This window comes from Marinobacterium litorale DSM 23545 (assembly GCF_000428985.1).
GTDB classification, from domain to species: Bacteria; Pseudomonadota; Gammaproteobacteria; order Pseudomonadales; family Balneatricaceae; genus Marinobacterium_D; species Marinobacterium_D litorale.
In genome coordinates this window covers 27,720-52,913 of the sequence record NZ_AUAZ01000008.1, presented here as the reverse complement: position 1 = coordinate 52,913, position 25,194 = coordinate 27,720, and the positions used below count along the sequence as shown (strand labels likewise).

The 25,194-nt window shown below is 56.5% G+C and carries 25 protein-coding genes; 20 read left to right on the top strand and 5 right to left on the bottom strand.

What is annotated here, in order from left to right; all coding sequences use genetic code 11:
- Positions 1-64 precede the first annotated feature (64 nt).
- The 4 genes from G403_RS0108580 to G403_RS0108565 all read left to right on the top strand — a co-directional run bounded on the left by G403_RS0108580 (position 65) and on the right by G403_RS0108565 (position 5,778).
- The gene (locus G403_RS0108580; protein ID WP_084403986.1) at positions 65-1,816 is read left to right on the top strand and encodes a PHA/PHB synthase family protein; all 1,752 of its coding nucleotides are present in this window, start codon (positions 65-67) and stop codon (positions 1,814-1,816) included.
- A gap of 154 nt (positions 1,817-1,970) precedes the next feature.
- Complete coding sequence (locus G403_RS0108575) at positions 1,971-3,038, top strand: DUF3080 family protein (protein WP_027853624.1); 1,068 nt, start codon at positions 1,971-1,973, stop codon at positions 3,036-3,038.
- Positions 3,039-3,110: 72 nt separating this feature from the next.
- A complete protein-coding gene (locus G403_RS0108570; RefSeq protein WP_245578223.1) occupies positions 3,111-3,815 on the top strand; it encodes a transglutaminase-like cysteine peptidase in 705 nt (234 codons plus the stop codon).
- 19 nt (positions 3,816-3,834) lie between these two features.
- Positions 3,835-5,778, top strand: a complete 1,944-nt coding sequence (locus G403_RS0108565; protein ID WP_027853622.1) for a bifunctional diguanylate cyclase/phosphodiesterase — start codon at positions 3,835-3,837, stop codon at positions 5,776-5,778.
- A gap of 22 nt (positions 5,779-5,800) precedes the next feature.
- On the opposite strand, the gene trxC is transcribed toward G403_RS0108565, so the two are convergent.
- The 3 genes from trxC to tusA are packed head-to-tail and all read right to left on the bottom strand — an operon-like array spanning position 5,801 to position 7,100.
- A complete protein-coding gene (trxC, locus tag G403_RS0108560; protein ID WP_027853621.1) occupies positions 5,801-6,235 on the bottom strand; it encodes a thioredoxin TrxC in 435 nt (144 codons plus the stop codon).
- A gap of 32 nt (positions 6,236-6,267) precedes the next feature.
- Positions 6,268-6,852 (bottom strand): ProQ/FINO family protein, encoded by a 585-nt coding sequence (locus G403_RS22700; RefSeq protein ID WP_027853620.1) that lies wholly within the window; start codon positions 6,850-6,852, stop codon positions 6,268-6,270.
- Between the two features lie 2 nt (positions 6,853-6,854).
- The gene (gene tusA / locus G403_RS0108550) at positions 6,855-7,100 is read right to left on the bottom strand and encodes a sulfurtransferase TusA (RefSeq protein ID WP_027853619.1); all 246 of its coding nucleotides are present in this window, start codon (positions 7,098-7,100) and stop codon (positions 6,855-6,857) included.
- Positions 7,101-7,230: 130 nt separating this feature from the next.
- Here tusA and G403_RS0108545 point away from each other — a divergent pair, with 130 nt between their 5' ends.
- Positions 7,231-7,512, top strand: a complete 282-nt coding sequence (locus tag G403_RS0108545) for an antibiotic biosynthesis monooxygenase family protein (RefSeq protein WP_027853618.1) — start codon at positions 7,231-7,233, stop codon at positions 7,510-7,512.
- Positions 7,513-7,531: 19 nt separating this feature from the next.
- Here G403_RS0108545 and rlmM read toward each other — a convergent pair whose 3' ends face one another.
- On the bottom strand, positions 7,532-8,608 hold the full coding sequence (rlmM, locus tag G403_RS0108540; RefSeq protein WP_027853617.1) for a 23S rRNA (cytidine(2498)-2'-O)-methyltransferase RlmM: 1,077 nt from the start codon (positions 8,606-8,608) through the stop codon (positions 7,532-7,534).
- 479 nt (positions 8,609-9,087) lie between these two features.
- Between rlmM and ccoN the strand changes: the two genes are divergently transcribed.
- From ccoN to queE, 14 genes are all read left to right on the top strand, one after another.
- Complete coding sequence (gene ccoN / locus G403_RS0108535; protein WP_027853616.1) at positions 9,088-10,518, top strand: cytochrome-c oxidase, cbb3-type subunit I; 1,431 nt, start codon at positions 9,088-9,090, stop codon at positions 10,516-10,518.
- Positions 10,519-10,540: 22 nt separating this feature from the next.
- Positions 10,541-11,161 carry a cytochrome-c oxidase, cbb3-type subunit II gene (gene ccoO, locus G403_RS0108530; RefSeq protein WP_027853615.1) on the top strand — a complete coding sequence of 207 codons (621 nt, stop codon included), beginning with the start codon at positions 10,541-10,543 and terminating at the stop codon, positions 11,159-11,161.
- Positions 11,162-11,169: 8 nt separating this feature from the next.
- Entirely contained in the window at positions 11,170-11,409 is a 240-nt protein-coding gene (locus G403_RS22695; protein WP_036233115.1) for a cbb3-type cytochrome oxidase subunit 3, read from the top strand.
- On the top strand, positions 11,406-12,296 hold the full coding sequence (ccoP, locus tag G403_RS0108520; RefSeq protein ID WP_027853614.1) for a cytochrome-c oxidase, cbb3-type subunit III: 891 nt from the start codon (positions 11,406-11,408) through the stop codon (positions 12,294-12,296). The genes G403_RS22695 and ccoP overlap by 4 nt, the downstream gene beginning before the upstream one ends.
- Before the next feature lie 254 nt (positions 12,297-12,550).
- Positions 12,551-13,972, top strand: coding sequence for a cytochrome c oxidase accessory protein CcoG (gene ccoG / locus G403_RS0108515; protein WP_027853613.1), 1,422 nt, complete (start codon positions 12,551-12,553; stop codon positions 13,970-13,972).
- Positions 13,973-14,043: 71 nt separating this feature from the next.
- Positions 14,044-14,550, top strand: a complete 507-nt coding sequence (locus tag G403_RS0108510; RefSeq protein WP_027853612.1) for a FixH family protein — start codon at positions 14,044-14,046, stop codon at positions 14,548-14,550.
- An 11-nt stretch (positions 14,551-14,561) separates the two neighbouring features.
- Positions 14,562-17,006, top strand: coding sequence for a heavy metal translocating P-type ATPase (locus G403_RS0108505; RefSeq protein ID WP_051298748.1), 2,445 nt, complete (start codon positions 14,562-14,564; stop codon positions 17,004-17,006).
- Between the two features lie 16 nt (positions 17,007-17,022).
- Positions 17,023-17,235, top strand: coding sequence for a cbb3-type cytochrome oxidase assembly protein CcoS (gene ccoS, locus G403_RS0108500; protein WP_027853610.1), 213 nt, complete (start codon positions 17,023-17,025; stop codon positions 17,233-17,235).
- The gene (locus G403_RS0108495) at positions 17,228-17,908 is read left to right on the top strand and encodes a sulfite exporter TauE/SafE family protein (protein WP_027853609.1); all 681 of its coding nucleotides are present in this window, start codon (positions 17,228-17,230) and stop codon (positions 17,906-17,908) included. Before ccoS ends, G403_RS0108495 begins: the two co-directional genes overlap by 8 nt.
- 77 nt (positions 17,909-17,985) lie before the next feature.
- Positions 17,986-19,377 carry an oxygen-independent coproporphyrinogen III oxidase gene (gene hemN / locus G403_RS0108490; protein ID WP_036233112.1) on the top strand — a complete coding sequence of 464 codons (1,392 nt, stop codon included), beginning with the start codon at positions 17,986-17,988 and terminating at the stop codon, positions 19,375-19,377.
- A 68-nt stretch (positions 19,378-19,445) separates the two neighbouring features.
- A complete protein-coding gene (gene fnr / locus G403_RS22690) occupies positions 19,446-20,222 on the top strand; it encodes a fumarate/nitrate reduction transcriptional regulator Fnr (RefSeq protein ID WP_051298746.1) in 777 nt (258 codons plus the stop codon).
- Positions 20,223-20,385: 163 nt separating this feature from the next.
- Positions 20,386-20,928 (top strand): adenine phosphoribosyltransferase, encoded by a 543-nt coding sequence (locus tag G403_RS0108480; protein WP_027853607.1) that lies wholly within the window; start codon positions 20,386-20,388, stop codon positions 20,926-20,928.
- Positions 20,929-21,022: 94 nt separating this feature from the next.
- A complete protein-coding gene (locus tag G403_RS0108475) occupies positions 21,023-21,940 on the top strand; it encodes a recombination-associated protein RdgC (RefSeq protein ID WP_027853606.1) in 918 nt (305 codons plus the stop codon).
- Between the two features lie 14 nt (positions 21,941-21,954).
- Complete coding sequence (gene queE / locus G403_RS0108470; RefSeq protein ID WP_027853605.1) at positions 21,955-22,587, top strand: 7-carboxy-7-deazaguanine synthase; 633 nt, start codon at positions 21,955-21,957, stop codon at positions 22,585-22,587.
- A 26-nt stretch (positions 22,588-22,613) separates the two neighbouring features.
- Here the strand turns inward: queE and G403_RS0108465 are convergent, their stop codons facing one another.
- Positions 22,614-23,498, bottom strand: coding sequence for a bile acid:sodium symporter family protein (locus tag G403_RS0108465; RefSeq protein ID WP_027853604.1), 885 nt, complete (start codon positions 23,496-23,498; stop codon positions 22,614-22,616).
- Positions 23,499-23,986: 488 nt separating this feature from the next.
- Here G403_RS0108465 and G403_RS0108460 point away from each other — a divergent pair, with 488 nt between their 5' ends.
- Positions 23,987-25,162 (top strand): cation diffusion facilitator family transporter, encoded by a 1,176-nt coding sequence (locus tag G403_RS0108460; RefSeq protein ID WP_027853603.1) that lies wholly within the window; start codon positions 23,987-23,989, stop codon positions 25,160-25,162.
- The last annotated feature ends 32 nt before the right edge of the window (positions 25,163-25,194 follow it).

Genomic DNA, 25,194 nt, shown 5'->3' with positions numbered 1-25,194 from the left:
CCGGAAATGCCTACCCGCAGATCCGGCCGCTCACACTTTTATATGTTTTGGAGTCGGTAGTTCTATGGATAAAGCAACAGAGAGCGGCAACTACATCAACGATCCCCAGGAATTTATCAACTTCGTCAACCGAGAAACCAATAAGGTGCTGGAGATGTTCTCCGCATCCGGTGGCGATGATATTTTCCGTCAGTTCACCCAGTCATGGACGGAGCTGGCGACCCGCTCCCTGGAAGACCCCACCGTTTGGATCCGCGCCATCACCGACTATCAGCAAGCCCAGTTCAACCTCTGGCGCAACCTGCTCAGCGGTACAAGTGCCGAGCAGCCCGTGGTCCAGCCCGAGCCGGGTGATCGCCGCTTCAAGGGCGAAGAGTGGTCGGCCAACCCGGTTTACGATTACATCAAGCAGTCCTACCTGCTAACCTCCAAGATGCTGGTGGACATGGCTCACAACGCGAAGCTTTCCAACGGCGAGCAAAGCAAACTTGAGTTTTACACCAAGCAATACGTGGATGCCTTCTCCCCCACCAACTTCGCCATAACCAACCCTGAAGTGATGCAGCAGGCCCTGGAGACCAAGGGCCAAAGCCTGGTGGACGGTCTGAAAAACCTGCTGAGCGATGTGGAGAAAGGCCGGATCTCGATGACCGACGAAAATGCCTTCGAGCTGGGTAAAAACCTGGCTACCACCGAAGGTGCCGTGGTTTTTCAGAATGACCTCTTCCAGCTGATCCATTACAAGCCGAAAACCGAGCAGGTATACGAGCGCCCGACCCTGATCGTGCCGCCAAGCATCAACAAGTTTTATATTCTTGACCTGCAGGAGCATAACTCATTTGTGCGCTGGTGCCTGGAACAGGGCCAGAACGTGTTCCTGGTATCCTGGGCCAACCCGACACCGGAACAGCGCGACCTGAGCTGGGATGATTACGTTGAGCGGGGTATTTTCAAAGCGATCGAAGTCACCAAAGAGATCACGGACAGCCCGAAAGTAAATGCCGTAGCCTGGTGTGTAGGCGGAACCCTGATGGCAACCGCCTTGGGTGTCATGGCTAACCGAAAAGATGATAGCGTCGGTTCGTGCACCTTCCTCACGACTCTCACCGATTTCGAGGAACCGGGTGACCTGGGTGTCTTTATCGACGAATATCAGGTTAAACAGCTGGAAAGCAAGGTTAATTCCCAGGGCGTACTCAACGGCCGCGAGCTGGCCACATCGTTCAATATGCTACGTGCCAACGACCTGATCTGGTCTTATGTCGTCAACAATTATCTGAAGGGTCAGACACCACCGCCGTTCGACATCCTCTACTGGAACAGTGACTCCACCAACCTGCCGGCAAAGATGTACTCCTTCTATCTGAACAAGATGTATCTGGAGAACTGCCTGGCCAAACCCGAAGGACTCACCATTTGCGGCGAGAAGATTGATCTGGGCAAGATCAAGATCCCCTGCTACTTCCTCTCCGCCATTGAAGATCACATCGCGCCCTGGAAGGGTACTTTCAAGGCTACCGAAACCTTTGGCAGCAATATTGAGTTCGTTCTCGGCGGCAGTGGCCATGTCGCCGGCGTAATCAACCCGGCCTGGAAAAACCGCCGTAATTACTGGACCAAAGGAGAACAGGGCAAAGGGCCCGATCACTGGCTAGAAACCGCCGAAAACAACGAAGGCTCTTGGTGGACGCATTGGGCAGACTGGGTGCGCCGTCGTGCAGGCAAGAAGATTGATGCGCCAGCCGAATACGGCGATAAAGATCATCCCGTTATTGAAGCGGCCCCGGGCTCCTACGTCCGTCGCCGTATCGACTGACCCCACCTCGGACAACAGGGGCGCCCAGGCGGCGCCCTTTTTTCATCCATCGCCCGATAATAGCCGGTCTGGCCGAAATCATCCGGCTCGGGAACTGATCACACGACACCGATCTGACGTAAGCTTACAGATACGATTTAGAGACGTGAGAGTGATGTTGATTTTACGCGGCCTTTTACTCGTTACGCTGGGATTGCTGACGGGCTGCTCCCAACAATCCGAGGTCCACGCGTTACTGGACAATTATGCGGACCGAGTCGGAAACGCCATCGAGCATGAAGTGGACCTGAATCTGGATCTAGCCTCTGGCCGGATTCCCCCTCTTCCGCCCACTCGCGCTCGCTCACTGGACGTTACCGCGCTCAGCGAAGGACTGGTCGATGTGCTGGATTTTCGCCACTGCGGCCTGCTGCACACCATAGCAGAGCGTAACTCGTCACTGGGAAAACTCGCCCCCGGCTCACAGCGCCTGATCTATGAGATAAAACTGCTGCCTGCCCTGCGCCAGTGCCGGGAAGATCTGGCGGAAGATAACGCCCCCGATCTGGCGAGATTGAAAGCACGCCTTGATGAAGTCATTGACGCCAAAGCGGATAATCTCGGGGGCGTGCTCTGGAACAGCCTCTACCTGAGCCCGGAGATGGAACAGCATTTTGCCCTGACAGGCCAACCCCTGCCTTTGACAGCCTCATCCGTCTTTTCATCATTACAACCCGCGCTGGTGCACTTCGAACAGCTTGCGACGCTGACTGACAGGCACCATTGGCAAGCCCCCCACTTTATCGATGACCTGGAGCAGGACTTCGAGTCTTTGTATCGCTCCGACTTTGGCGCCGCCTGGCTGCAAAGTCTGGCACTGATCACGGCCACGCTTGACAGCACGGCGGATGCGCTGGAGCAGCGTCTGGCAGAACGTCCAGTCTGCTTTCAACAAAAACCCAACAATCAGGCTCGAATCATTCGCAACGTTTTCCAGACCTACTACGCCGGTGAACTCCAACCCTATTTATCGCTGGTACACCGCCAGGGAGAGCGGTGGCGCTACTACCAGCTCTCTATCACTAACGCCCTGCCGGCACCCCAACCGGCAGCGGATTACCTGAAGAAACTCTTCGGAGACAGCGAACAAAGCCTATGGGGCCGCTACATAGCGGCGCGGGACCGGCATACGCGCGCCTGGCAAACCCTGCTGTCCCAGTGCGGCATGATGCCCGGCGGATAAGGGGCCCCGCCGGACGCAAAGCTTGTCCCCTTGGGCAAGATTACTCATCATATGCGCTCAGGATAAGGGGCAGTGCAGTTGAAACCACGGGACACAGCGAACTCCACCAGGAAGCAGCGTTACCGAGTGCTGAATCTATCGGTCGTGCTGTCTCTGATTTTGGCGTTGGCTAGCATCGCTTCAGATGGCGTCCGTTTAAGCGCTGAACAGATCGCCGAGTATGGACGTCTTTATGGCGATCAGGCTCAGCGTCGCCTGACCGCCTGGCAAAAGCTGATGTCGGATCTCGCGGATGCACCCGAGACCGAGAAACTGGAGCGTGTAAACGCATTTTTCAATCAAGTGCGCTTTCTGGATGATATCGACCACTGGCGACAAGAGGACTACTGGGCGACACCGGTTGAGTTTTTGATATCCAACGGCGGCGACTGCGAGGACTTCAGCATCGCCAAGTACTACACACTTAATGAGCTGGGCGTGGATGTGAGTAAAATGAGCCTGGCCTATGTCAAGGCGCTGGAGTTGAATCAGGCGCACATGGTACTGACTTATTACCCATCTGAAGATGCGGTCCCCCTGGTGCTCGACAACCTGATTGGCGAGATCAAGACCGCGGATCAGCGCCCCGATCTTCTCCACGTATATACTTTCAACGGGGATAATCTGTGGCTTACAAAGCGGGGCCGCCGTTCCCAGCTGGTGGGAAGTGCCGACCGACTCAAACCCTGGGTCCAGGTTCAATCACGCATCGATACCAACAATGTTAATGTGCAATAAGGGGTCGCAAGGAATCGCTATGTCTCTAGTCAACCAACTCATAGCCGCCATGTTTGCCGTACTCGTCGGGCTTGCATCGGGCACCCTGTATATCATCTCCGACAGCGGCAAACAGATGTTGATGCGCCAGCTCGAATCACATGCCCAGGACAGCGCCACCCACCTCGGCCTATACATCGCCCCCTACATGGCAGCCAAGGATGCCGCGGCCATTGAGACGGCCGTCAACGCAATCTTCGACAGCGGATTTTACCAACGGATTGAGGTGACCAGTCCCAACGGTGACACCCTGTTCGTTAAAGATACCCCACCTGAAATCAGCGAATCTGTTCCCACATGGTTTGTCGACCTGATTCACCTTACACCACCGGAGATGGAACGCAGCGTCGCCCATCAATGGCGTCAGGTTGGTACCATTCATGTCCAGAGCCGGGCAGGCTATGCCTACGAACGCTACTGGGAGGCGGCTCAACGCACACTGGTCCTGTTCATAGCACTTGCACTGGCATCGGGCCTGGCCATCAGTCTGCTGCTCCGGTATCTGCTAAAACCGCTTAAAACAGTTGAGGAACAGGCAAACGCACTGGCTCGCAAGCAATATATCGAGCAGCCTGAACTTCCCCATACCCGCGAACTACGCACCGTGGTGCACGCGATGAATGAGATGGTCGGCCAGGTCCGTCACATGTTTGAGGAGCAAGCTAAAAATATCGAAGAGTTGCGCGGAATTGCCTATCAGGATGCGCTGACCGGGCTTTACAATGAGCGTGCAACCCTCGCCCAACTGCGTGAGCGCGTCGAGTATGATCGAGATTTTGGCCCTTCTTCGTTACTGCTGATTCAGCTTCCGGAACTGGGCAGGCTTAACAGCGAGTGCGGCGAAGACGCAACCAATCATTACCTCAAACAGGTGGCCGACGAGCTTAGCGTGCTGACCCAAACCGCACGACGCCCACTGTGTGGCCGCATTGGCGGCGGCCTTTTCCTTGTTCTGCTGCCTCAGCAGCCCCTGCAGACGCTGCGCGCGCCGCTTGATCTTATATACGATCACCTCGCCAATCGGCTTGCCAGTCTCTATGAGAACAGGACACCGCCACTTCCCGCGGTGGTGGGGCTCAGTCACAGCGGTGACCACAGCTCCGCGGACGAGTTAATTTCCCAGGCTCGCCTGGCCCTCAAGCAGGCACTGGATCGCGACCAGCGTTACGCGGAGTACAGATCGATCCGCGGCCAGGAGGAGACCACAGACGGCTGGCATCATCATGTGGCGGCGGCGATCAATAATGGGCAGGTGTTTCTGCAGTATCAGCAGCTACTGGACCCCGACGGCCAGCAAATTCATGGCGAGCTACTGGCCCGAATTCTTGATGAACAGAACGAACCCTGCCCCGCCGGCCGATTTATTGGTGTCGCCCGCGAGCTTGGCCTGCTGGACGCCATGGACCGCGCGGTACTTGTGAACGCCATCAATTATCTGAAACGGGAACCCAGGGGAATCCGGATCAGTGTCAACCTGGGTCAGGATGCGCTGCTCAGTGACGGGTTTATCCAGTGGCTGGACGCCAGGCTCAAAGATCTAAATACACCGGACCGGCTGCAACTGGAGATCAATGAAACGACGATACTCAACAACCCGGAGGCCGTTCGCAGCCTGCGCGAAGCCTCGAGGCACTGGGGTATCGGGTTTGGCGTTGACAACTTCGGCATACACCCAAGCGGGTTCAGCTATCTGTACGCGGTAAAGCCGGACTACCTGAAAATTGACGGTTCACTGATCCGGGAGATCGATCATAGCGATGAAGACCGGTTCTTCGTGCGAAGCCTGGTGGGCGTCGCGCACAACATCCATATCAAGGCTTACGCCGAGCACGTCGAGCGCGAGACTCAGCGCAGTACGCTAATCACCATGGGCATCGATGGCGTCCAGGGCTTCCTGCATGGCCAACCGGCGCCACTGACCTGAGTAGCCAGCCAAACCTGGCTACTTAGAGAAACTCGCCGACCCAGCGCTCCAGGGCGGAGCGATCCAACGCACCCGCCTGGCGCCCCACCTCGCGACCATCACGAAATACGATCAAGGTAGGTATACTTCGAATCCCGTAGCGCGCAGACAAACCCGGCGCCTGTTCAGTGTCTACCTTCACAAAGCGACACCGGGGCTCAAAGCTGCGCGCAGCCTGCTCAAAGATCGGGGCCATCATTTTGCAGGGGCCACACCAGTCGGCCCAGAAATCAACCACAACCGGTAACTCGGTATTAGCGATCAGTTTCTCGAACTGCGCTTCATTTGTTGCAACAGGACGTCCCTGGAACAAGGGAGCTCCACAACGGCCACATACCGGAGCCTGGGCAAGGCGATCAACCGGCACCCGATTGGTCACGAAACAGCTGGGACAGCTCAACGTCAGCGCATTCGACATCATTCCACTCCCCTATCAAGTCAAGGCACGCGTTAGCGCGCCTTCCTGTTCAACTCTAGCAACTGATCCAGCTTGTTGCTCAAGCGCTCTTCCTTCTCCTGCTCCGCCCGCTGGCGGGCCTGCTGACGCTCCTGCTTCTGGCGCTCACGCCGCTCCTGCTTGATCTGATCAAGCTTTTCTGTCGCGTGCGCAGCCTCCTCTTCAGTGACACTGCCCGATGCTTGACCGTCAATTCCAACGCGTTCAGCCCCCACAACCAGCGCCTTCAGGTAGGCGGGGTTGCGGACATAACTGGCCAAAGCACGTTTGATGCGGTTGCGAGCCAGTTTCTCATCCGCTATCAGGTCCTCCTGGATGCCGATTTTCAGCGGACGCACGTTGTCGCGATTAAAAACCTCCGGGTAGGCTTCGCACAGCTGCTGCAGCGCAGCCTGGTTAGCGGCGCGGTTTTTGGCGCGGTTGCGATTCTTCGCCTCCGGCGATTTCTCATTATCAGTCACTGGCTTGCTCTCACTTGTCACACTATGCGCCCGGCTTCCTTCTAAAGCCTGCAGGCGCTTCTCACAATCAAGCAGCATCGCCTCAAAGCGCTGCTGCAACGTTTCAATGTCGGACACTTTCAGGTGGAACCTTTGCGTATGTAATAGACGAACACACTACCCGATTCTTCTGCCGTAGCGACCAGTTCATGGCCAAGAAACTGGCAGAACCGCGGGATGTCACGCTGAGTCGACGGGTCTGTAGCCCGAACACACAATACCTGACCCGGCTCCAGTTCACCCACTCGAGAGTGAAGCAGCATGACCGGTTCAGGGCAAAAAAGGCCACATGCATCCATCTCCTGATCTGGCTTTATATCGTCCATCGTGGATCCTGTTGTGAATGGAGGAGCGTATTGTCGCAAAAAGCCTCAGGCGTAGGAACCGCTTCAGGTATTTGCCAAGCGTTCGCAAGCGATTATCCTTTTAGTCATAGGGAAGCTGGAGGATACGACTATGATCAAAGTCATGATTGAACGCCATGTGGCGGCGGATCTGGGGCCTCATTACGACCGCCTCTCCCGGGAGACACTGCAACGAGCCATGCAAGCGCCGGGTTTCATATCCGGTGAGATATTGCATAACGTTGCCGACCCAAACCATCGACTGGTTCAGGCCACCTACCGCTCCGTTGCCGACTGGGAGCGCTGGCACAACAGCCCGGAGCGGCGCGAGATGATGGAAACCCTGGGGCCACTGCTCGAAACAGAGGAAAAGATCACCATTTTTGAGCATTGAACCGGCATGCGTGACGGTTTCAACGTATTTCAGGGGCAGCCAGCCAGCAGGTCACCTCCTCCCGGTCGTGATAAAGCTGGCGCGCTTCAAGCCGCCAACCACCCTGATCAGCCAGAGCGCTCTCGATTCGCTCGAGACACTGGCGCACTTCGGGATAGCGCTGTTTCATCGGCAGTTTCAAGTTAAAGACCATCTGACGCGCCCATCCATTCAGCGCCCACTCGATAACCAATGCGGTTGTGCGGGCCGGCTTCTCAACCACATCACACACCATCCAGTCCACCGGCTTTGCCGGGGCATACACAAAGGCATCCTCCCGAAGGTGCTCCACCTGACCGGTTTCCATCAGATCTTCATTCATGGGGCCATTATCGATGGCAGTGACAAACATACCTCGCTCAACCAGCTGCCAGGTCCAACCACCCGGCGCCGCCCCGAGATCCACCGCTCGCATACCCGGAGCGATCAGCCGATCCCATTGATGTTTAGGAATAAACCAATGCCAGGCCTCCTCCAGCTTCAGTGTGGAACGGCTCGGCGCCCGGGCCGGGAATTTCAGGCGCAGAATCCCCCCCTCCCAGGCCGAACTGTTTTTTACCGGAGCCACTCCGAGCCAGATCTCACGACCACTGAGAACAAACAGATGCATGCGCCAGGCCGATTTTTCCTTGCGCGGCAACAATACCCCTTCCTTGCGCAGATGAGGGGCAAGCGCCGACACAAACTTGCGACAGAACCCGCGCAGCTCACGGCCCTCTGTGGTATCCGCGGTATCGGCGACAACTTCAGCACAGGCCGGTAAGTGGGCTGCCGCCTCCGCTACAGGTGTCAATCGGTCCTTCGCCGGCAGATCTTCAAGCTTAGGCAGACAAGCCAGCCATTGACGCGTGAAAATAAGAGAGCGAAAACGTACTGTCTCCATCAGCTCCAGCGCAGTAGCGGGCGGATGAACGTAAAATGTGACATACCCCTCCCCCTGATCCAGCCTGGGATAACCATAAAAGCCCGCCGCGGCAGCGACTTCGCTGATCTCGGATGCGCATTCAGGTTCAAAACCGGGGCGGCAGAGCAAAACCAGTGTATCAAGCCCGGACATCGGCTATTTACCTCTCAACGGTGTGGACGGTTGACGCCGTCAGGGGAATGAAAAGCGACGCACTATAGAGACCCTGTCTCCCATTCACAACGTCAAAAAAACATCACCCATTGTTAAAAAGTCGAAAACCTCATACTAAAGGCTTAGAGCTGACCTAAAATAGCGCCGTTGATCCATATCAAGCAAAGTTTTGTTTGTTTTTAACAGTGCGGCATCAAACGCCACCCAAAACCCCACAAGCAACAGGGCATACGTTCTGATAGAGCCCCCTAAAAAACAGAAATTCCTTTAATTAACAAAAGATTAACTAAACCCCCAATAAATCCCAATCAATTTACTTGGATATTATCCCGATGGCTTTTGCGGTGCGACAATAAACCACAGATAAATGAATCATCGCGTTGAAATGGTGGGGGTATTACCAGATAATTGGCGGCGGAACTCTTCTTACTATTCTAGCTTGTTGATGAGAGCCTGACATGAGCACTGCAACTGAACACCCGACTTACAATTACAAAGTCGTGCGCCAGTTCGCCATCATGACGGTGGTCTGGGGTATCGTCGGTATGGCCGTCGGCGTCCTGATCGCCGCACAGCTGGTGTGGCCTGCACTGAACTTTGACCTTCCTTGGTTAAGCTACGGACGTATCCGTCCGTTACACACCAACGCGGTAATTTTCGCGTTCGGTGGATGCGCCCTGTTCGCGACGTCCTACTACGTCGTGCAGCGCACCTGTCAGACCCGTCTGATCTCGGATGCGTTGGCCTCCTTCACATTCTGGGGATGGCAGCTGGTTATTCTGTCGGCAGCAATCACTTTGCCGCTGGGCTTCACCTCCGCCAAGGAGTATGCCGAGCTTGAGTGGCCGATCGACCTGCTGATCACCGCCGTATGGGTGGCTTACGCGGTTGTATTTCTGGGTACCGTCAAGATGCGCAAGACCTCGCACATCTATGTCGGTAACTGGTTCTACATGGCGTTCATCATCACCGTGGCAGTGCTGCATATCGTCAACAGCATGGCTATGCCGGTTACCTTCCTGAAGTCCTACTCCATGTACCCCGGTACAGTGGATGCAATGGTTCAGTGGTGGTACGGCCACAACGCGGTAGGTTTCTTCCTGACCGCCGGCTTCCTGGGCATGATGTACTACTTCGTACCCAAGCAGGCCGAGCGTCCGATCTTCTCCTACCGTCTGTCTATCGTGCACTTCTGGGCACTGATCGCTACCTACATGTGGGCCGGTGGTCACCACCTGCACTACTCCGCACTGCCTGACTGGACCCAGTCTCTGGGTATGGTTATGTCCCTGATCCTGCTGGCACCCTCCTGGGGCGGTATGATCAACGGCATGATGACCCTGTCTGGCGCGTGGCACAAACTGCGTACCGACCCGATCCTGCGCTTCCTGGTGGTTTCCCTGTCGTTCTACGGCATGTCCACTTTCGAAGGCCCGATGATGTCGATCAAGACCGTAAACGCCCTGTCTCACAACACTGACTGGACCGTTGGCCACGTTCATGCCGGCGCCCTGGGCTGGGTTGCGATGATCTCCATCGGTGCGGTCTACCACATGATCCCGAAACTGTTCGGCAAGGCCCAGATGTACTCTGTAGGCCTGATCAACACCCACTTCTGGCTGGCGACTATCGGTACCGTCCTCTACATCTGCTCTATGTGGGTTAACGGTATCCTGCAGGGCCTGATGTGGCGCGCAGTTAACGCTGACGGCACGCTGACCTACAGCTTCGTAGAAGCACTGGAAGCGAGCCACCCGGGTTACTTCGTCCGCTGGTTGGGCGGCGCGTTCTTCCTGACCGGTATGCTGCTGATGGCATACAACGTCTGGCAGACCGTTCGTGCCGGCAGCTCTGTTAAAGCGGCTGAGCCCAGCGCCCAGACTGCTTGATTGAGACGAGGAGCAGATAGCAATGATCAAACATGAAACGATAGAAAAGAACATCGGCCTGATGATCCTGTTGATCATCATCGTCATCAGCGGTGGCGGCCTGGCCGAAATCGTACCTCTGTTCTTCCAGAGCTCAACCACCAAGCCGATCGATGGTCTTCGGACCTACACCGCGCTGGAACTGGAAGGCCGTGATGTCTACATCAAGGAAGGCTGCCACGTCTGTCATACTCAGATGATTCGCCCCTTCCGTGCTGAGACGGAGCGCTACGGTCACTACTCCACTGCAAACGAGCACGTATGGGAGCATCCGTTCCTGTGGGGCTCCAAGCGTACCGGTCCTGACCTGGCCCGTGTCGGTGGTCGCTACTCGGATGACTGGCAGCGTGCGCACCTGTACAACCCGCGCGACGTAGTTCCGGAATCCAAAATGCCGTCCTACCCCTGGCTGTTTGAAAACAAGCTGACCGGCGCGGACACTCAGGCAAAGATGGAAACACTGCGCAAGCTGGGCGTCCCGTATACGGATGAGCAGATTGCAGGTGCCCGCGAAGAAGTGGCCGGCAAGTACGAAATCGATGCTCTGGTTGCGTACCTGCAGTCCCTGGGCAAACTGCACACTGTTTACACCAACAAACGGTAACCTACTCAGTGAGTTACGAAGTTTATGGCCCTTTCCTGCCACTGATAATGCTGATCACGTTCGTTGCCCTGTTTATCTGGGTGGCGAACCCCAAGAACAGCAAAAAATTCGATGAAGCGGCTCAGGCTCCCTTCGCAGACGAGGAAGACGAGCAAACGAACAAGAGCCGCGACACCGAACAGAAAACGGCTGAGCCCCAGCCTGATCAGCAGGATGATGGCGCCAATAACGGGAGAGATGAGAAATGAGTGCTTTCTGGAGCGCATGGGTAAGTGTGATTGCCCTGGCTGTGATTCTCGGCTGCACCTGGTTGCTGTTTGCGACCCGCAAGAGCGAGAAACACAAGGAAACAACCGAAGAGACCCTCGGACACGCGTTCGATGGTATCGAGGAGTACGACAACCCGCTGCCGAAGTGGTGGTTCCAGATGTTTCTGGTTACCGTCGTATTCGGTCTGGGTTACCTGGTGCTTTACCCGGGCCTGGGTAACTTCCAGGGCCTGCTGGGCTGGAGCTCCCACGGTCAGTGGGAAGAGGAGATGAAACACGCGGAAGAGCAGTATCGCCCGGTGTTTGAGAAGTATGCCAGCCTGTCAATCGAGCAACTGCAGGGTGAAGAAGCCGGCCTGAAAATGGGTCAGCGAATGTTCGCCAACAACTGCTCGGTCTGCCACGGCTCTGCCGGCACCGGCGCATACGGTTTCCCCAACCTGACCGATAACGACTGGCTTTACGGCGGCAACCCGGATGCAATCAAGGCTTCTATTGCTAACGGTCGTAACGGCGCAATGCCGGCCTGGGGCGCAGTTCTGGGTGAAGATGGTGTTCGCGACGTAACCAGCTATGTACTGTCACTGAGCGATCGCGAAGGTGTCGATGCAGAAGCGGCGGAGCGCGGCAAGAGCCAGTTCCAGGCACTGTGCGCGGCCTGCCACACCCCTGAGGGTACCGGCATGCAAGCACTGGGCGCTCCGAACCTGACTGATGACACCTGGCTTTACGGCGGCAGCTTTGAACAGGTTGCTCACACTATCCGTAATGGCCGTGCAGGTGTAATGCCCGCACACAGCAACCTGCTGTCAGACGACAAGATCCACCTGATCGCTGCGTACGTCTACAGCCTCTCCAACCAGTAAGCCTTCAGGCAATACCGGTTTAAAAAGGCGGCATGATAAAAGACTGACACCAATGAATCGTTTCAGGCAGTTTTAACCCTCCCCCGTTCCCGCAACCGCCGGAACAGAGCGTTGCAGCGGTGTCGATAATAACGAAGATCAGGTATGTTCCCGAGACTGGAAGTAAGCTTCACAACCCCTGTAATATTCGCAGGACCTAATACAAAGACAGCATTCAAACACTGTCAGCATTACTTGACTTGTGGTGGTAAGGCATGAACCAGATACCGGTGAAAGATGTAACTCCCAAGAAAGGGAACGGCGACAAGGAGACGTTCGATCTCTACGCCAAACGTGAACACATCTACGTCAAATATTACAAAGGCTTCTTCAAGAATTTCCGCATCATTTCCGGCGCCATAATGCTGTTGATGTTTTACGGATTCCCCTGGTTGCAGTGGGATGGTCGGCAGGCGGTCCTGTTCGACCTGCCGGAACGGCAGTTCCACGTCTTTGGGATGACATTCTGGCCTCAGGATTTTATGTTGCTTTCATGGCTGCTTATTATCCTGGCCTTCACACTGTTCTTCGTTACTGTATTCGCCGGCCGCCTCTGGTGCGGCTATGCATGCCCCCAGTTTGTCTGGACTTGGCTATTCATCTGGGCCGAGCGTGTTACCGAGGGTGATCGCAATAAGCGGATCCGGCTCGACAAAAGCACCATGAGCAAGGACAAAGCGGTGCGCAAAGGCGCCAAGCATCTGCTCTGGCTGCTTATCGCCGCCGCCTCAGCAATCGCATTTGTAGGCTACTTTTCACCGATTCGTGAATTGGTGCCCAACCTGTTCAGTTTTGAGCTTGGCCCCTGGGAGATGTGGTGGCTGGCTTTCTTTACCGTAGCGACCTATGGGAACGCAGGCTGGCTGCGCGAACAGGTATGTATCTACATGTGCCCGTACGCACGTTTCCAGAGCGTTATGTTCGACCAGGACACGCTGATCATCTCTTACGATGAAAAGCGCGGTGAAAAGCGCGGCAGCCGCAAAAAAGGTGCGGACTATAAAGCACAGGGACTGGGCGATTGCATCGACTGTGGCAACTGTGTTCATGTCTGCCCGGTGGGCATCGATATTCGTGATGGCTTGCAGTATGAATGTGTGGCCTGCGGCGCCTGTGTCGATGCCTGTGACGACATCATGGATCGTATGGGATACCCCCGCGGCTTGGTGCGCTACACCACGGAGCACCAGTTGGAAGGTAAGAAAACCCACCTGTTGCGGCCACGACTGATCGGTTACTTCGTGGCATTGATCGCCATGTTCTCAGCCTTCGCCTACACCCTGTACAGCCGGGTTCCGCTGGAGGTCGATATCATTCGTGACCGTGGACAACTCTACACCACAACACCGTCCGGGCTGATTGAGAACGTTTACACGCTGAAGATCGCGAACAAAGAACAGAACGATCACACATATCGAATTTCGGTCAGCGGCATCGACGGCATGACACTTGTGTCGGAGCCTGTCGTTGATATTGCTGCGGGCGAGCTTCTGGATTACCCGATTCGACTGCACGTACCACCCAGTGATCTGGAAAAACCGAACTATGACATCCAGTTCACTGTCGAAGCTGTCGATGCGACCTCGATCCGCGTGACCGAGGAAAACCGCTTTATCGGACCGGCCCCTTCCCGATAGGCGCGAACGTCCATTTTAGTTTAAAATAGCGGCCGGGCTTTCACCCGGCCGCTCCGTTTTTGAGGTAGTCCATGAGTCAAGAAAATCACGCCCCCTGGTACAAACAAACCTGGCTTTGGTTTGTACTGGCCCCTCTTATCGCTGTCATGATTTATGCGCCGGTTTTTATCTATCTGGCGGTGACGACCAGTGACGGCATTGTTAAGGAGGACTATTACAAAGTCGCTCGTGGCTTAAACATCGATCACAGCCGTGAACAGCATGCGGCCGAGATGGGCATTAATGGCGAGCTCATGATGGACAGCCTGACCGGCGATATCCAACTGCGCCTCAACTCAGCAACCCAGCTGCCGGAAGAGCTGCAGCTCAGCCTGGTCCACCCCACGCATCAAAAATACGATCAGGTACTGCGCCTACGGTCGCTTGATGGCCAGGGACTTTATAGCGGCTCGCTTCAGGACAAACTGGAGAGCAAGCGCTACTTGATTCTGGAACCGATGGATCAGAGCTGGCAGCTACGGCTGGAAACCACTCCGCCATACGATCATGTTACTTACACCCTGGGCCGCAACGGCTGAATAGCGCATCGATGAATTCCCATGTGGACGGGGTGACCCGGGAAGCGTGTTACCACTGCGGCCTTCCCGTACCGCCCGGCAGCCAGTTTCGCACACTCATTGACGGCGAGCAGCGCGCCATGTGTTGCCCGGGCTGCCAGGCCGTTTCGCAGACCATCGTAGACGGTGGTCTGGATACGTTCTACCGACACCGGGACAAGCAGAACCAGAAAAATGATCGGATCACCGGCAATTCGGAGCAGCGGGCGCTTGAGCTTAGCCTGTTCGACGATCCCGACGTACAACACAGTTTTGTCCGAAAAACGGCCCAGGGAGAACGGGAAGCGCTGCTGGTGATAGAGGGCATCACCTGTGCCGCCTGCGTCTGGTTACTCGAGCACCACCTTGCCAAACAACCCGGGGTCGTTCGGGCCAGCGTTAACCTGACGACCCACCGTGCACGCCTGGTTTGGAATGAGTCGGAAACCCGCTTAAGCGCATTGCTCGGCGAGGTGGACCGGATCGGCTATCAGGCGCACCCCTATCAGCCCAATCAGGAAGAAGCCCTGCTTGAGCAGGAAAAGAAGCGTGCGATCCGCCGCATCGGTGTCGCCGGTTTAGGCATGATGCAGGTGATGATGCTCGCCGCCGCTTTATATGCCGGTGATATAGCGAGTATGGAAAGCCAAATCGTAACCTTTATTCGCTGGGCGTCCCTGGTGCTCGCCACACCCGTTGCACTCTACTCCGCCAGACCCTTTTACACGGCGGCACTGCGCGATATCAAGACCCGACAGCTAAGCATGGATGTACCGGTATCGCTGGCAATCCTGCTTGCCTACAGCGCCAGTGTCTGGGCCACATTCGCCGGGAGCGGCGAGGTCTATTTTGACTCCGTCACGATGTTTACATTCTTCCTGCTGATCGGACGTTTTATGGAGATGCAGGCGCGCCACAGAACCGGCCGAGCTGGAAACGCGCTACTGAATCTGCTGCCCGCCAGTGCGTTGCGCCTGGAGGGTGAACAGGAAGTACTTGTTCCCGCCACCCGCCTGCGGGTGGGCGACCGGGTACTGGTTAAACCCGGCCATACCCTGCCCGCCGATGGTCGCATCGTCTCCGGGCACACCTCGGTGGATGAATCAGCCCTGACCGGCGAATATATGCCCCTGTCCAAGGCCCCGGGTGACCTGGTCGTAGGCGGTACACAGAATGTTGAACACCCGGTTGTCATAGAGATTACCGAGACCGGGAGCGACTCGCGCCTTTCGACTATTGTTCGCATGCTGGATCGCGCGCAAGCCGAGAAGCCTACGGTGGCACGTATTGCTGACCAGGTGGCACGCTACTTTGTCGCCTGCACCCTGATCACCGCCGCCGCTGTCGCAACGAGCTGGTGGCTGATTGAGCCCCAAAACGCGTTCTGGATCACGCTGTCCGTGCTTGTAGTAACCTGCCCATGCGCGCTGTCCCTGGCGACGCCCACAGCACTGACAGCAGCTACAGGCACCCTGCGCCAGGCGGGTGTACTGATCAGTCGCGGCCATGTTCTGGAGAGCCTGGCAACCGCCACGCATGTGGTATTTGACAAAACCGGCACCCTCACCGAAGGCAACCTGCAGATTCAGGATATCCGGCCGCTGGGCGGATCGGATACGGATGAGTTGTTGAGGTTGTCGGCCGCCCTGGAAGCGGGGTCCGAACACCCGATCGCCCAAGCCTTTACCCCCTACTTCCAGGTCCGCGCCGAGCACATTCGTAACCACCTGGGCGAGGGGCTCGAAGGCGAGCTTGATGGACGAAAGATGCGAATCGGCACTCCCTTGTTTGCCGCGCAACTGGCCGGGATTACTCCGCCACCGGCGCCTGATGAAAGTGGGCTTTGGCTGCTTCTCTGTGATACCGACCGGCCTCTGGGCTGGTTCAGGCTCGACGACCAGATCCGTCCCGAGTCGGCCCAGACTATCGCCCTGCTTAACCGCCTGGGTCTGACTACTGTCATGCTGACCGGTGACGGCTCTAGCGCTGCTGACGATGTGGCCCGCAGGCTCGGGATCTCCGAGGTTCAGAAAGGCATGGCCCCGGAGCAGAAGCTCAGCTTCCTGAAGGCGCTCTCCGATACAGGGGCCGAGGTTGTCATGATCGGTGACGGTATTAATGACATCCCGGCGCTGGCCGGGGCCCGTACTTCAATCGCGATGGCGGGCGCTACCGACCTGGCCAAAACCAACGCCGATGCGGTTCTGATCGCAAACGATCTGATGCGTCTCACCGATGCGATTCGACTGGCTCGCAAGACTCGCGCTATCATTCGCGAAAATCTGGCATGGGCTCTGCTTTATAACGTGCTGGCGTTACCGCTGGCCGCCACCGGTTTTATCGCTCCCTATATGGCCGCTATCGGCATGTCCGCCAGTTCGCTGGTGGTTGTTGGCAACGCCCTACGATTGAGCCGCCGTCCCAAACGCGACCGCTAGAGCGCTCGGAGGTCCTATGAGCATTATTTATCTGTTGATTCCTATCGCCATTATTCTGGCGGGCATCGCTATCGCCGCGTTCTTCTGGAGCGTCAATTCGGGCCAGTTCGACGATCTGGATTCTCCGGCTCACAGCATTCTCTATGAAGATGATGAAGAGCTCATCCCGGAAGATGTCCGGCCGGAAAAGCGCGTTAAAGGCCCTGACACCGACACAAAGCATGACTGAAGCACTCACCTATTCCACCGCTGTTCTATTGGGACTATTGGGCGCAACCCACTGCGTCGGCATGTGCGGCGGCATCGCGGCAACGGTGGGTGTCAGCCAGAGCCACGGCCGCACCGGTCGTGGGCTCTGGCTAACGTTGTGTTACAACCTGGGCCGAGTGGCCAGCTATACACTCGCCGGTGCCCTCATCGGACTGGCCGGGCACCAACTGAGCGGCGGTGCGACCGGCGCTGTCATTCTGCGCACCCTGGCCGGACTGCTTTTGATCGGCATGGGGCTCTATGTCGCTCAGTGGTGGCAGATTATCAACTGGCTTGAACGGGGTGGCGGCCTGCTCTGGCGTCACCTTCGCCCCCTGGCGGCCCGGCTGCTCCCCGCTGATACGACACCCCGTGCTCTGGCGCTGGGATTAGTGTGGGGGTGGCTGCCCTGCGGACTTGTGTACAGCACCCTACTCTGGGCAAGCGCAGCCGGTAGCTGGCACAAGAGCGCACTGCTGATGACAGCATTTGGCGTGGGAACGTTGCCGGCCATGATCACCACCGGCTTACTCGCTCAGCAGGTCAGAACACTGATGCAGCGCCAGGGCGTTCGCCAAGCCGCCGGGCTGATGATTATAGGTTTTGGCATATATACCCTTCCGATCACGGCATGGATTGGCCATGGCCATTGAACACAGTTCGCCCAAGATCCGTATCCCAAACAACGCTATACTGGCCGGGCGCCACCGCTAAACAGAGGAAATAGATTGTGACAACTGCAGAACGTATCCAATGGGATATAGACCTGATCCGCCGCTACGACCTGTCGGGGCCTCGCTACACCTCTTACCCAACGGCTCTGCAGTTCGATCCATCCCTGTCCGCCAACTCATTGGTTGACACTGCGCAGCGCACAGCGGATGTCGAGGCCCCCCTGTCACTCTATGTTCATATCCCGTTTTGCGCGCACGTCTGTTATTACTGCGCCTGCAACAAAGTCATTACACGCCGGCGGGACAAGGCGCAACCCTACCTGGACACGCTGTACCGGGAGATGAAGCAGCTATCCCAGTGGTATAGCCAGGAACGTACGGTAAACCAGCTGCACTGGGGTGGCGGTACACCGACTTTTATATCGGACGAGCAGATGCGCGAGCTGATGGGTCAGCTGCGCCAGAACTTCCGGCTCCGAGACGATGACCAGGGCGACTATTCCATAGAGATCGACCCCAGAGAGGCGCAGGATAGCACGCTGCAAGTGCTGAGAGAGATCGGCTTTAACCGTGTCAGCCTCGGTGTCCAGGACCTGGACCCCAAGGTACAGGAGGCGGTTAACCGGGTTCAGCCTACCGAGATGACACGCCGTGTCCTTGACCGCTCTCGCGAGCTGGGTTTCAAGTCGATCAATATGGATCTGATCTACGGCCTGCCTCATCAAAGCCTGGCCGGTTTCCAAGCCACGCTTGAGTCCGTGATCGACATGTCGCCGGATCGCCTGTCGGTGTTTAACTACGCCCACCTGCCGGATCGCTTTCGGTCTCAGCGTCATATCAATGCTGATGACCTGCCCAGCCCTCAAACGAAGCTCGATATTCTGCAGTCTACGATCGAAAGATTGCTCGATGCCGGCTATGTTTATATCGGCATGGATCACTTTGCGAAACCTGATGACGAACTCGCCATTGCACAACGCGAGGGCCATCTGCACCGCAATTTTCAGGGTTACACCACCCACGCGGATTGTGACCTGGTGGCCATGGGCGTCTCGGCGATCAGCCAGATCGGCGATGTCTATTATCAGAACGAGCACGATATCACGGCCTATACTGACGCAGTGAACAGCCACAGCCACGCCATCAAACGGGGCGTTACACTGAACCGCGACGATCATATCCGGCGCGCGGCAATCACGGAGCTTATCTGTCATTTTGAGCTGGATATGGCGCGCTTTGAGCAGACTTGGTCGATCGACTTCGCCCACTACTTTGAGCGTGAGCTGGCCGATCTTGATCAATTCACCGAAGATGGTTTGGTGAGCCTGGAGCGAGACGCGATCCGCGTGACTCCAGCCGGACGACTGCTGATCCGTCGGATCTGTATGGCTTTCGATGCCTATATTCCGCGGGACAGCGCAACGAAAAGCTACTCTCGTATCATTTGATCAGTCCTTCAACCGATCGATCAAATGTTACATAATGCCGTAAGCACACGAAAAAAAGGGACAGCCCCATGGGTGAACAGAAATGTGAAGGCAAACTGCGCAGTCTGCAACAGGTGCACTGCAGCACCTGTAGCTTGAGCTCTCTCTGCCTGCCGGTTTCGCTCAACATGACGGAGATGGAACGGCTTGACGATATCATCGAGAAAAGTCGGCCGCTGAAAAAGGGCGAGCACCTGTTCAACCAGGGGGAGGCTTTTACCTCCGTCTATGCGATACGGGCGGGTACAATCAAGAGCTACACACTCACCAACGAAGGCGAAGAGCAGATCACCGGGTTCTACTTCCCGGGCGAGCTGGTCGGCATGAGTGGTGTTGACGGGATCACTTACCCCGTCTCAGCCAAGGTACTGGAAACCACAACCGTCTGTGAAATACCGTTCGAGCGTCTGGATGACCTGGCCGGCCAGATGCCTGAGCTTCGACGGCAGATGCTGCGCACCATGAGCAAGGAACTGCGGGACGATCAGCAGATGATGATGTTGCTGTCTAAGAAAAACGCCGAACAGCGCGTCGCGACCTTTCTGATCAAGCTCTCGACACGCTTCAGAGCGCGGGGATATTCAGCCACCCACTTCCGCCTGTCGATGTCACGCAACGAAATCGGTAATTACCTGGGCCTGGCGGTAGAGACCGTCAGCCGGATCTTTACCCGATTCCAGGCGATGTCGCTGATTCGTGTCGACGGCAAGGAAATCGAGCTGACCAACCTGCCCGAGATGTACGAACTGGCCGGCGAGTGCAACCCCTTCGAAGATGCTGACGGCAGCACGTCTCAGCAGCTGTAAACAGGACAATAAAAAGGCGCGCATCCGTTAAGGGTGCGCGCCAAATAGTTGCACAATGAAGTAGCCATCTCAATGTGTAACCCAACGCCATTCATTAAAGCCGTCTCAAGCCCGGTCGACATTGAGGTGGATCAAAAGAGCAACAGAGAACAGGAGATAACCAATGTCCTACGACGAGTTTTACGTCAAATCAGTCATCCGTTCACTACCGGATTGGCCTGAACCTGGCGTACTGTTTCGGGACGTTACCCCTGTTTTCAAGGACCCGAAGGCCACCCGCATGGTGGCCGATGCGTTTATCCAGCGCTATATCGACTCCGATATCACGCACATCGCCTGTATTGATGCGCGCGGTTTTTTGTTCGGCTCGATTCTCGCGCATCAGCTGAATCTGCCGCTGGTTCTCGTGCGCAAAAAAGGTAAATTACCGGGCGATACCATCCATCAGGAGTATCATCTGGAATACGGTACCGCCGCCGTCGAGATGCAAACCGACTCGGTGAGCAGCGGTGACCGCGTTCTGATCTTTGACGATTTAATCGCCACCGGCGGAACCATCCTGGCCGCCTGCACCTTGATCAAAAAGCTGGGTGCCGAGATTATCGAGGCGGCAGCACTGATCGATCTGCCCGACCTTCAGGGCTCGGCACGTATCCAGGAGACCGGCGTACCGGTCTATACCCTGCTCGCCTACGAAGGAGCCTGATACCGACCTCAGGGGTTGCAACCCGCTCCCCCTGAGCCAATAATGCGCGCCTCAGGTTGCCCGCGGACAGGACGGGCTCGTAACGGGAGGCTGCATGCTTTGGTTTAAAAACGCTATCTGGTACCGGTTTAAGCCGGAGTCCGACCTTACCCCGGAGCGCCTTCAGGAGGCGCTCAACAGCAAGCCCTTTAGCCCCTGTTCGCGACATGAACTGAAACGCGTTGGCTGGACTTCCCCCACATCCGGGCTCACTGACGACCCGGTGTTCACCAGCCACGGCTTTATGTTGATCTGCCTGCAGCTGGAGGAGCGTATACTCCCCTCAAGCGTGGTTCGCGATGCACTGGCCGAGCGGGTAGAAAAAATTGAACAGGAAGAGTCGCGCAAGGTGTTCCGTAAAGAGCGCGCCCAGCTCAAGGACGAAGTCACCTTCGAGCTGCTCCCGCGTGCCTTTACCCGCCGCCGCCCCTGTCATGCACTGATCGCACCGCAGCAGGGCTGGATCATCGTCGATGCATCGGCACTGACTAAAGCCGAACTGCTTCTGTCCGAGCTCAGAGATGCCCTGGGGTCCCTTCGCGTTCATCTACCGGAAGTCCAGATATCTCCAGCGGCACGGATGTCAAACTGGCTACAGGGTGACCCCAGCCTGCCCAGTGGTTTCGAGCTGGAGCAGGAGTGTGAACTGCGCGATACACTGACCGACGAGAAAGGTGTCATCCGTGCCAAGGGGCAGTTACTGACGAGTCCGGAGATCCGTGCCCATATCGATAACGGCATGGAGGTCGCGAAGCTGGCATTGTGCTGGGAGGAGCAGCTGCGTTTTGTGCTGCACGACGACCTGACCCTTCACCGCCTGCGCCTGACCGACGAGTATCGGGACCAGCTCGAAGAGCAGGCGCCGGAAGAAGAGCTGGCGGCGCTGGATGCAGATCTGACTCAGCTTGGCCTGGAGCTGACCCGACTCCTGCCTCAACTACTAACCGCTTTTGGTGGAGAACTTGAGCGCTGAGGCGCCAATAACCCATGTATACCGTTTACGAAATGTTCTACACCCTGCAGGGTGAAGGGGCGCAAAGCGGCAGACCCGCGGTATTTTGCCGCTTTGCCGGCTGTAACCTCTGGTCTGGGCGCGAGGAAGATCGTGCCAAAGCCGTTTGTCAGTTCTGTGATACCCAGTTCGTTGGCACCGACGGACAGCGCGGTGGCAAATTTAGTACCGCCTCGGACTTGGCAGAATCTATCGCGTCACTCTGGCCAGCAGGCGTGGCCGGGCAACGCTATGTGGTCTGTACCGGTGGAGAGCCAGCGCTGCAGCTGGATGAACCACTGGTTGATGCACTTCACCGGCTGGACTTCGAGGTTGCCATCGAAACCAACGGGACCCGTCCATTGCCATCTGGTATCGACTGGGTCTGCGTGAGTCCTAAAGCCGGAACCGACCTGGTGATCCGCACTGGCGACGAGCTCAAACTGGTCTACCCGCAATCATTGGCGGAGCCTGAGCGCTTCGAGTCACTGCAGTTCAAACACTTCTACCTGCAACCGATGGATGGTCCCCTGCAAGGCGCCAACCAGCGCCGTTGCATCGAATACTGTCTGGCCCATCCCAGATGGAAATTGAGCCTGCAAACCCACAAACTACTGGGGATCGATTAAAGCGCGACGAAATCCTGCTTGACCCGTCATCGCCCGGAGGGTTGGTACCGGCGCCGCACGTTGGGCAGGTTTCTCCAAAGCATCAGAACAGCGGCCGGAAATTGCATCAAGATGCCATATAGCAGAGCAATTGAGGACATCTCGCTGCTTTGTATCACCACCGATGTGACCATCAGCGCTGTGCCGGCATTCTGCAGCCCAACCTCAATGGCCAAGGTCACCTGGCGCTGTCCATTCAAACCGAGTACGCGACCTATCAGTGTGCCACAGAGCATGGCGGCGAGCGCCATGCCAGTCACTGCCGCACCAAACTCCGTCACCATCTGAGGCAACGCGCCCCAGTGGGCCCGTATCAGCGAAAGCACCATCAAACCAAACAGCATCACCGCCGCTCTTTTGACCCAGGGCTCCAACCGAGTGCATGGCTCAGCATAACGATACCTCAGCCAGATACCCAGACACACAGGTACCAGAGTGACGGCACTGAGTTTGCCGATTACCGGCAATACTGGGAAGCTAAGCGTGTTGCTTTCTCCGTAGAACGCCAGCGCCATCGTCAATACCAGCGGCAGCGTAAATGGCGTGATCAGACTGCTGAGCGCCGTCAAGGTGACCGAAAGCGCCGTGTCGCCGCGCGCAACCAGCGTGATCATATTAGAGGTGACGCCCCCCGGTGACAAAGCGATCACCAACAGGCCGAGAGCGTAGATGCCAGGCAGCGAACACAGAGTCGCCGTCAACAGCGCCAGCAGCGGTAGCACAACAAGCTGACCCAGCACGCCCCCAGCCACCGCCTTGGGCTGCTTCCAAACTTGCTTGAAATCAGAAGCGGCGAGCGTAATTCCCACCCCGAGCATCATCAGAAACAGGGACAGAGGGAGAATTAGATTTCCGAGCTCCTTTGCGTCCATGCGCCAACTCCTGCCAGGCAACTGCGGGCAAATCGCCGCAAATAAGTTAGCGAACCAGTCTACCGCGACAGGCAATGAAATATCCAGCACGATTGCCGGAAGCATTCACACACAGGCTGTTTATAATTTGCTCACTCCAGCAGTGGCGGGGGTTTGGCCGCACTACCCACATCTACTGTGGATAACACTGTGAAAACTGCCACAAAATTTCCGCCAACAACCCATGATTCCGTCCATTGACACAGATTGTATGTTTTTTAACCAGTTGTTTTTATTGTTTAGAATCAATACATTAAAATCGAACAGGAAACAAAAACAGACGTTGGAACGTAAGTTATCCCTGATTTTCGACCCAGACAAAATCTTGTGGCCTTTGCAACATTTCATCACACTATTTTTTGTCCGATATCATCCTTATCGGCGATCACTGGCCTAACAATAGCAAAGCCCTGTAATATGCGTGCGAACTCTGTAGGGGCCTTCCAGACATGCAGGAACAACTCAACGAAAGACGCCGGGCGGCAGAGAAGGTAACACTGATAGGTTCCCTCCTCGACACGGTCCTGGGTGTGCTCAAGATCGTGATCGGTATTTTCGCTAACTCGGCGGCACTGGTCGCCGATGGACTGCACTCACTCTCCGACCTGCTTACAGACTTTCTGGTTATCGCAGTGCTTCGGCTTTCCCACCAAGCGCCAGACCGTAACCACCCCTGGGGACACGGCCGTTTCGAAACCGTCGGCACCGTCGTATTGGGGGTTATTCTAGTCACTGTGGGCGGCCTGATGGCATGGGAAAGCGTGGACCGTCTCTTTGCGGCAGAACCACCTCCTCTGCCTACCTGGCCCGCCCTGGTCGCCGCAGGGCTTTCAATTGCGGGCAAGGAGTGGATTTTTCGCTACAGCCTTAAGATTGGAAAAGAGCTTAAATCCGACCTGTTGATCGCCAACGCCTGGCACAGCCGCACGGATGCACTTTCTTCTATTGTTGTCCTCGTCGCGGTGGCCGGTGCCATGATGGGCGTTTGGTGGCTGGATGCGCTGGCAGCCGTTCTGGTGGCCCTGATGGTTGGCAAGATAGGCTGGGACCTGGTGACTCGCAGTATTTCAGAACTGGTGGATACCGCGCTGCCTGAAGAGCGTGTGAAAGCGCTGCGCGAAACCGTATTGTCGGTAGAAGGCATTGAGAGTGTACACAGTTTTAAGAGCCGCCAGATGGGCAACCAGAGCCTGCTAGAAATGCACCTGCAGGTGGATCCGCATCTGAGCGCAGCCGAAGGCCACTACATCGGAGATGTCGCCGTTCTTAGACTAAAAGATCGGTTTGATGACATCGGCCATGTTATATTCCATATTGATACATATGATGATCAGGTCTACCCGGAAGACAGTCTACCGGTCATGCCCCCAAGGACGGAGGTGGCGCATCATATTGATGCCGCGCTAAGTCGGATCATTGGAGAGAACCCTGACTACGAACTGACGCTGTTCTACCATCCAGAGTATATCGATCTCGATCTCAAGGTGAGCCCGGAGATGGATGCATCGGTCAAACGCTCTGGTTTGGCCGCCGAAGAGCTGGAACGGCACCTGATCGAACAGCTTGGCCCACTCGATTGGTTCCGGAACCTGCGCATCTGGTTACCAGCCAACATTCGAGGTTAACCCGACACAGTTCGTACACAGGACTTACTCGA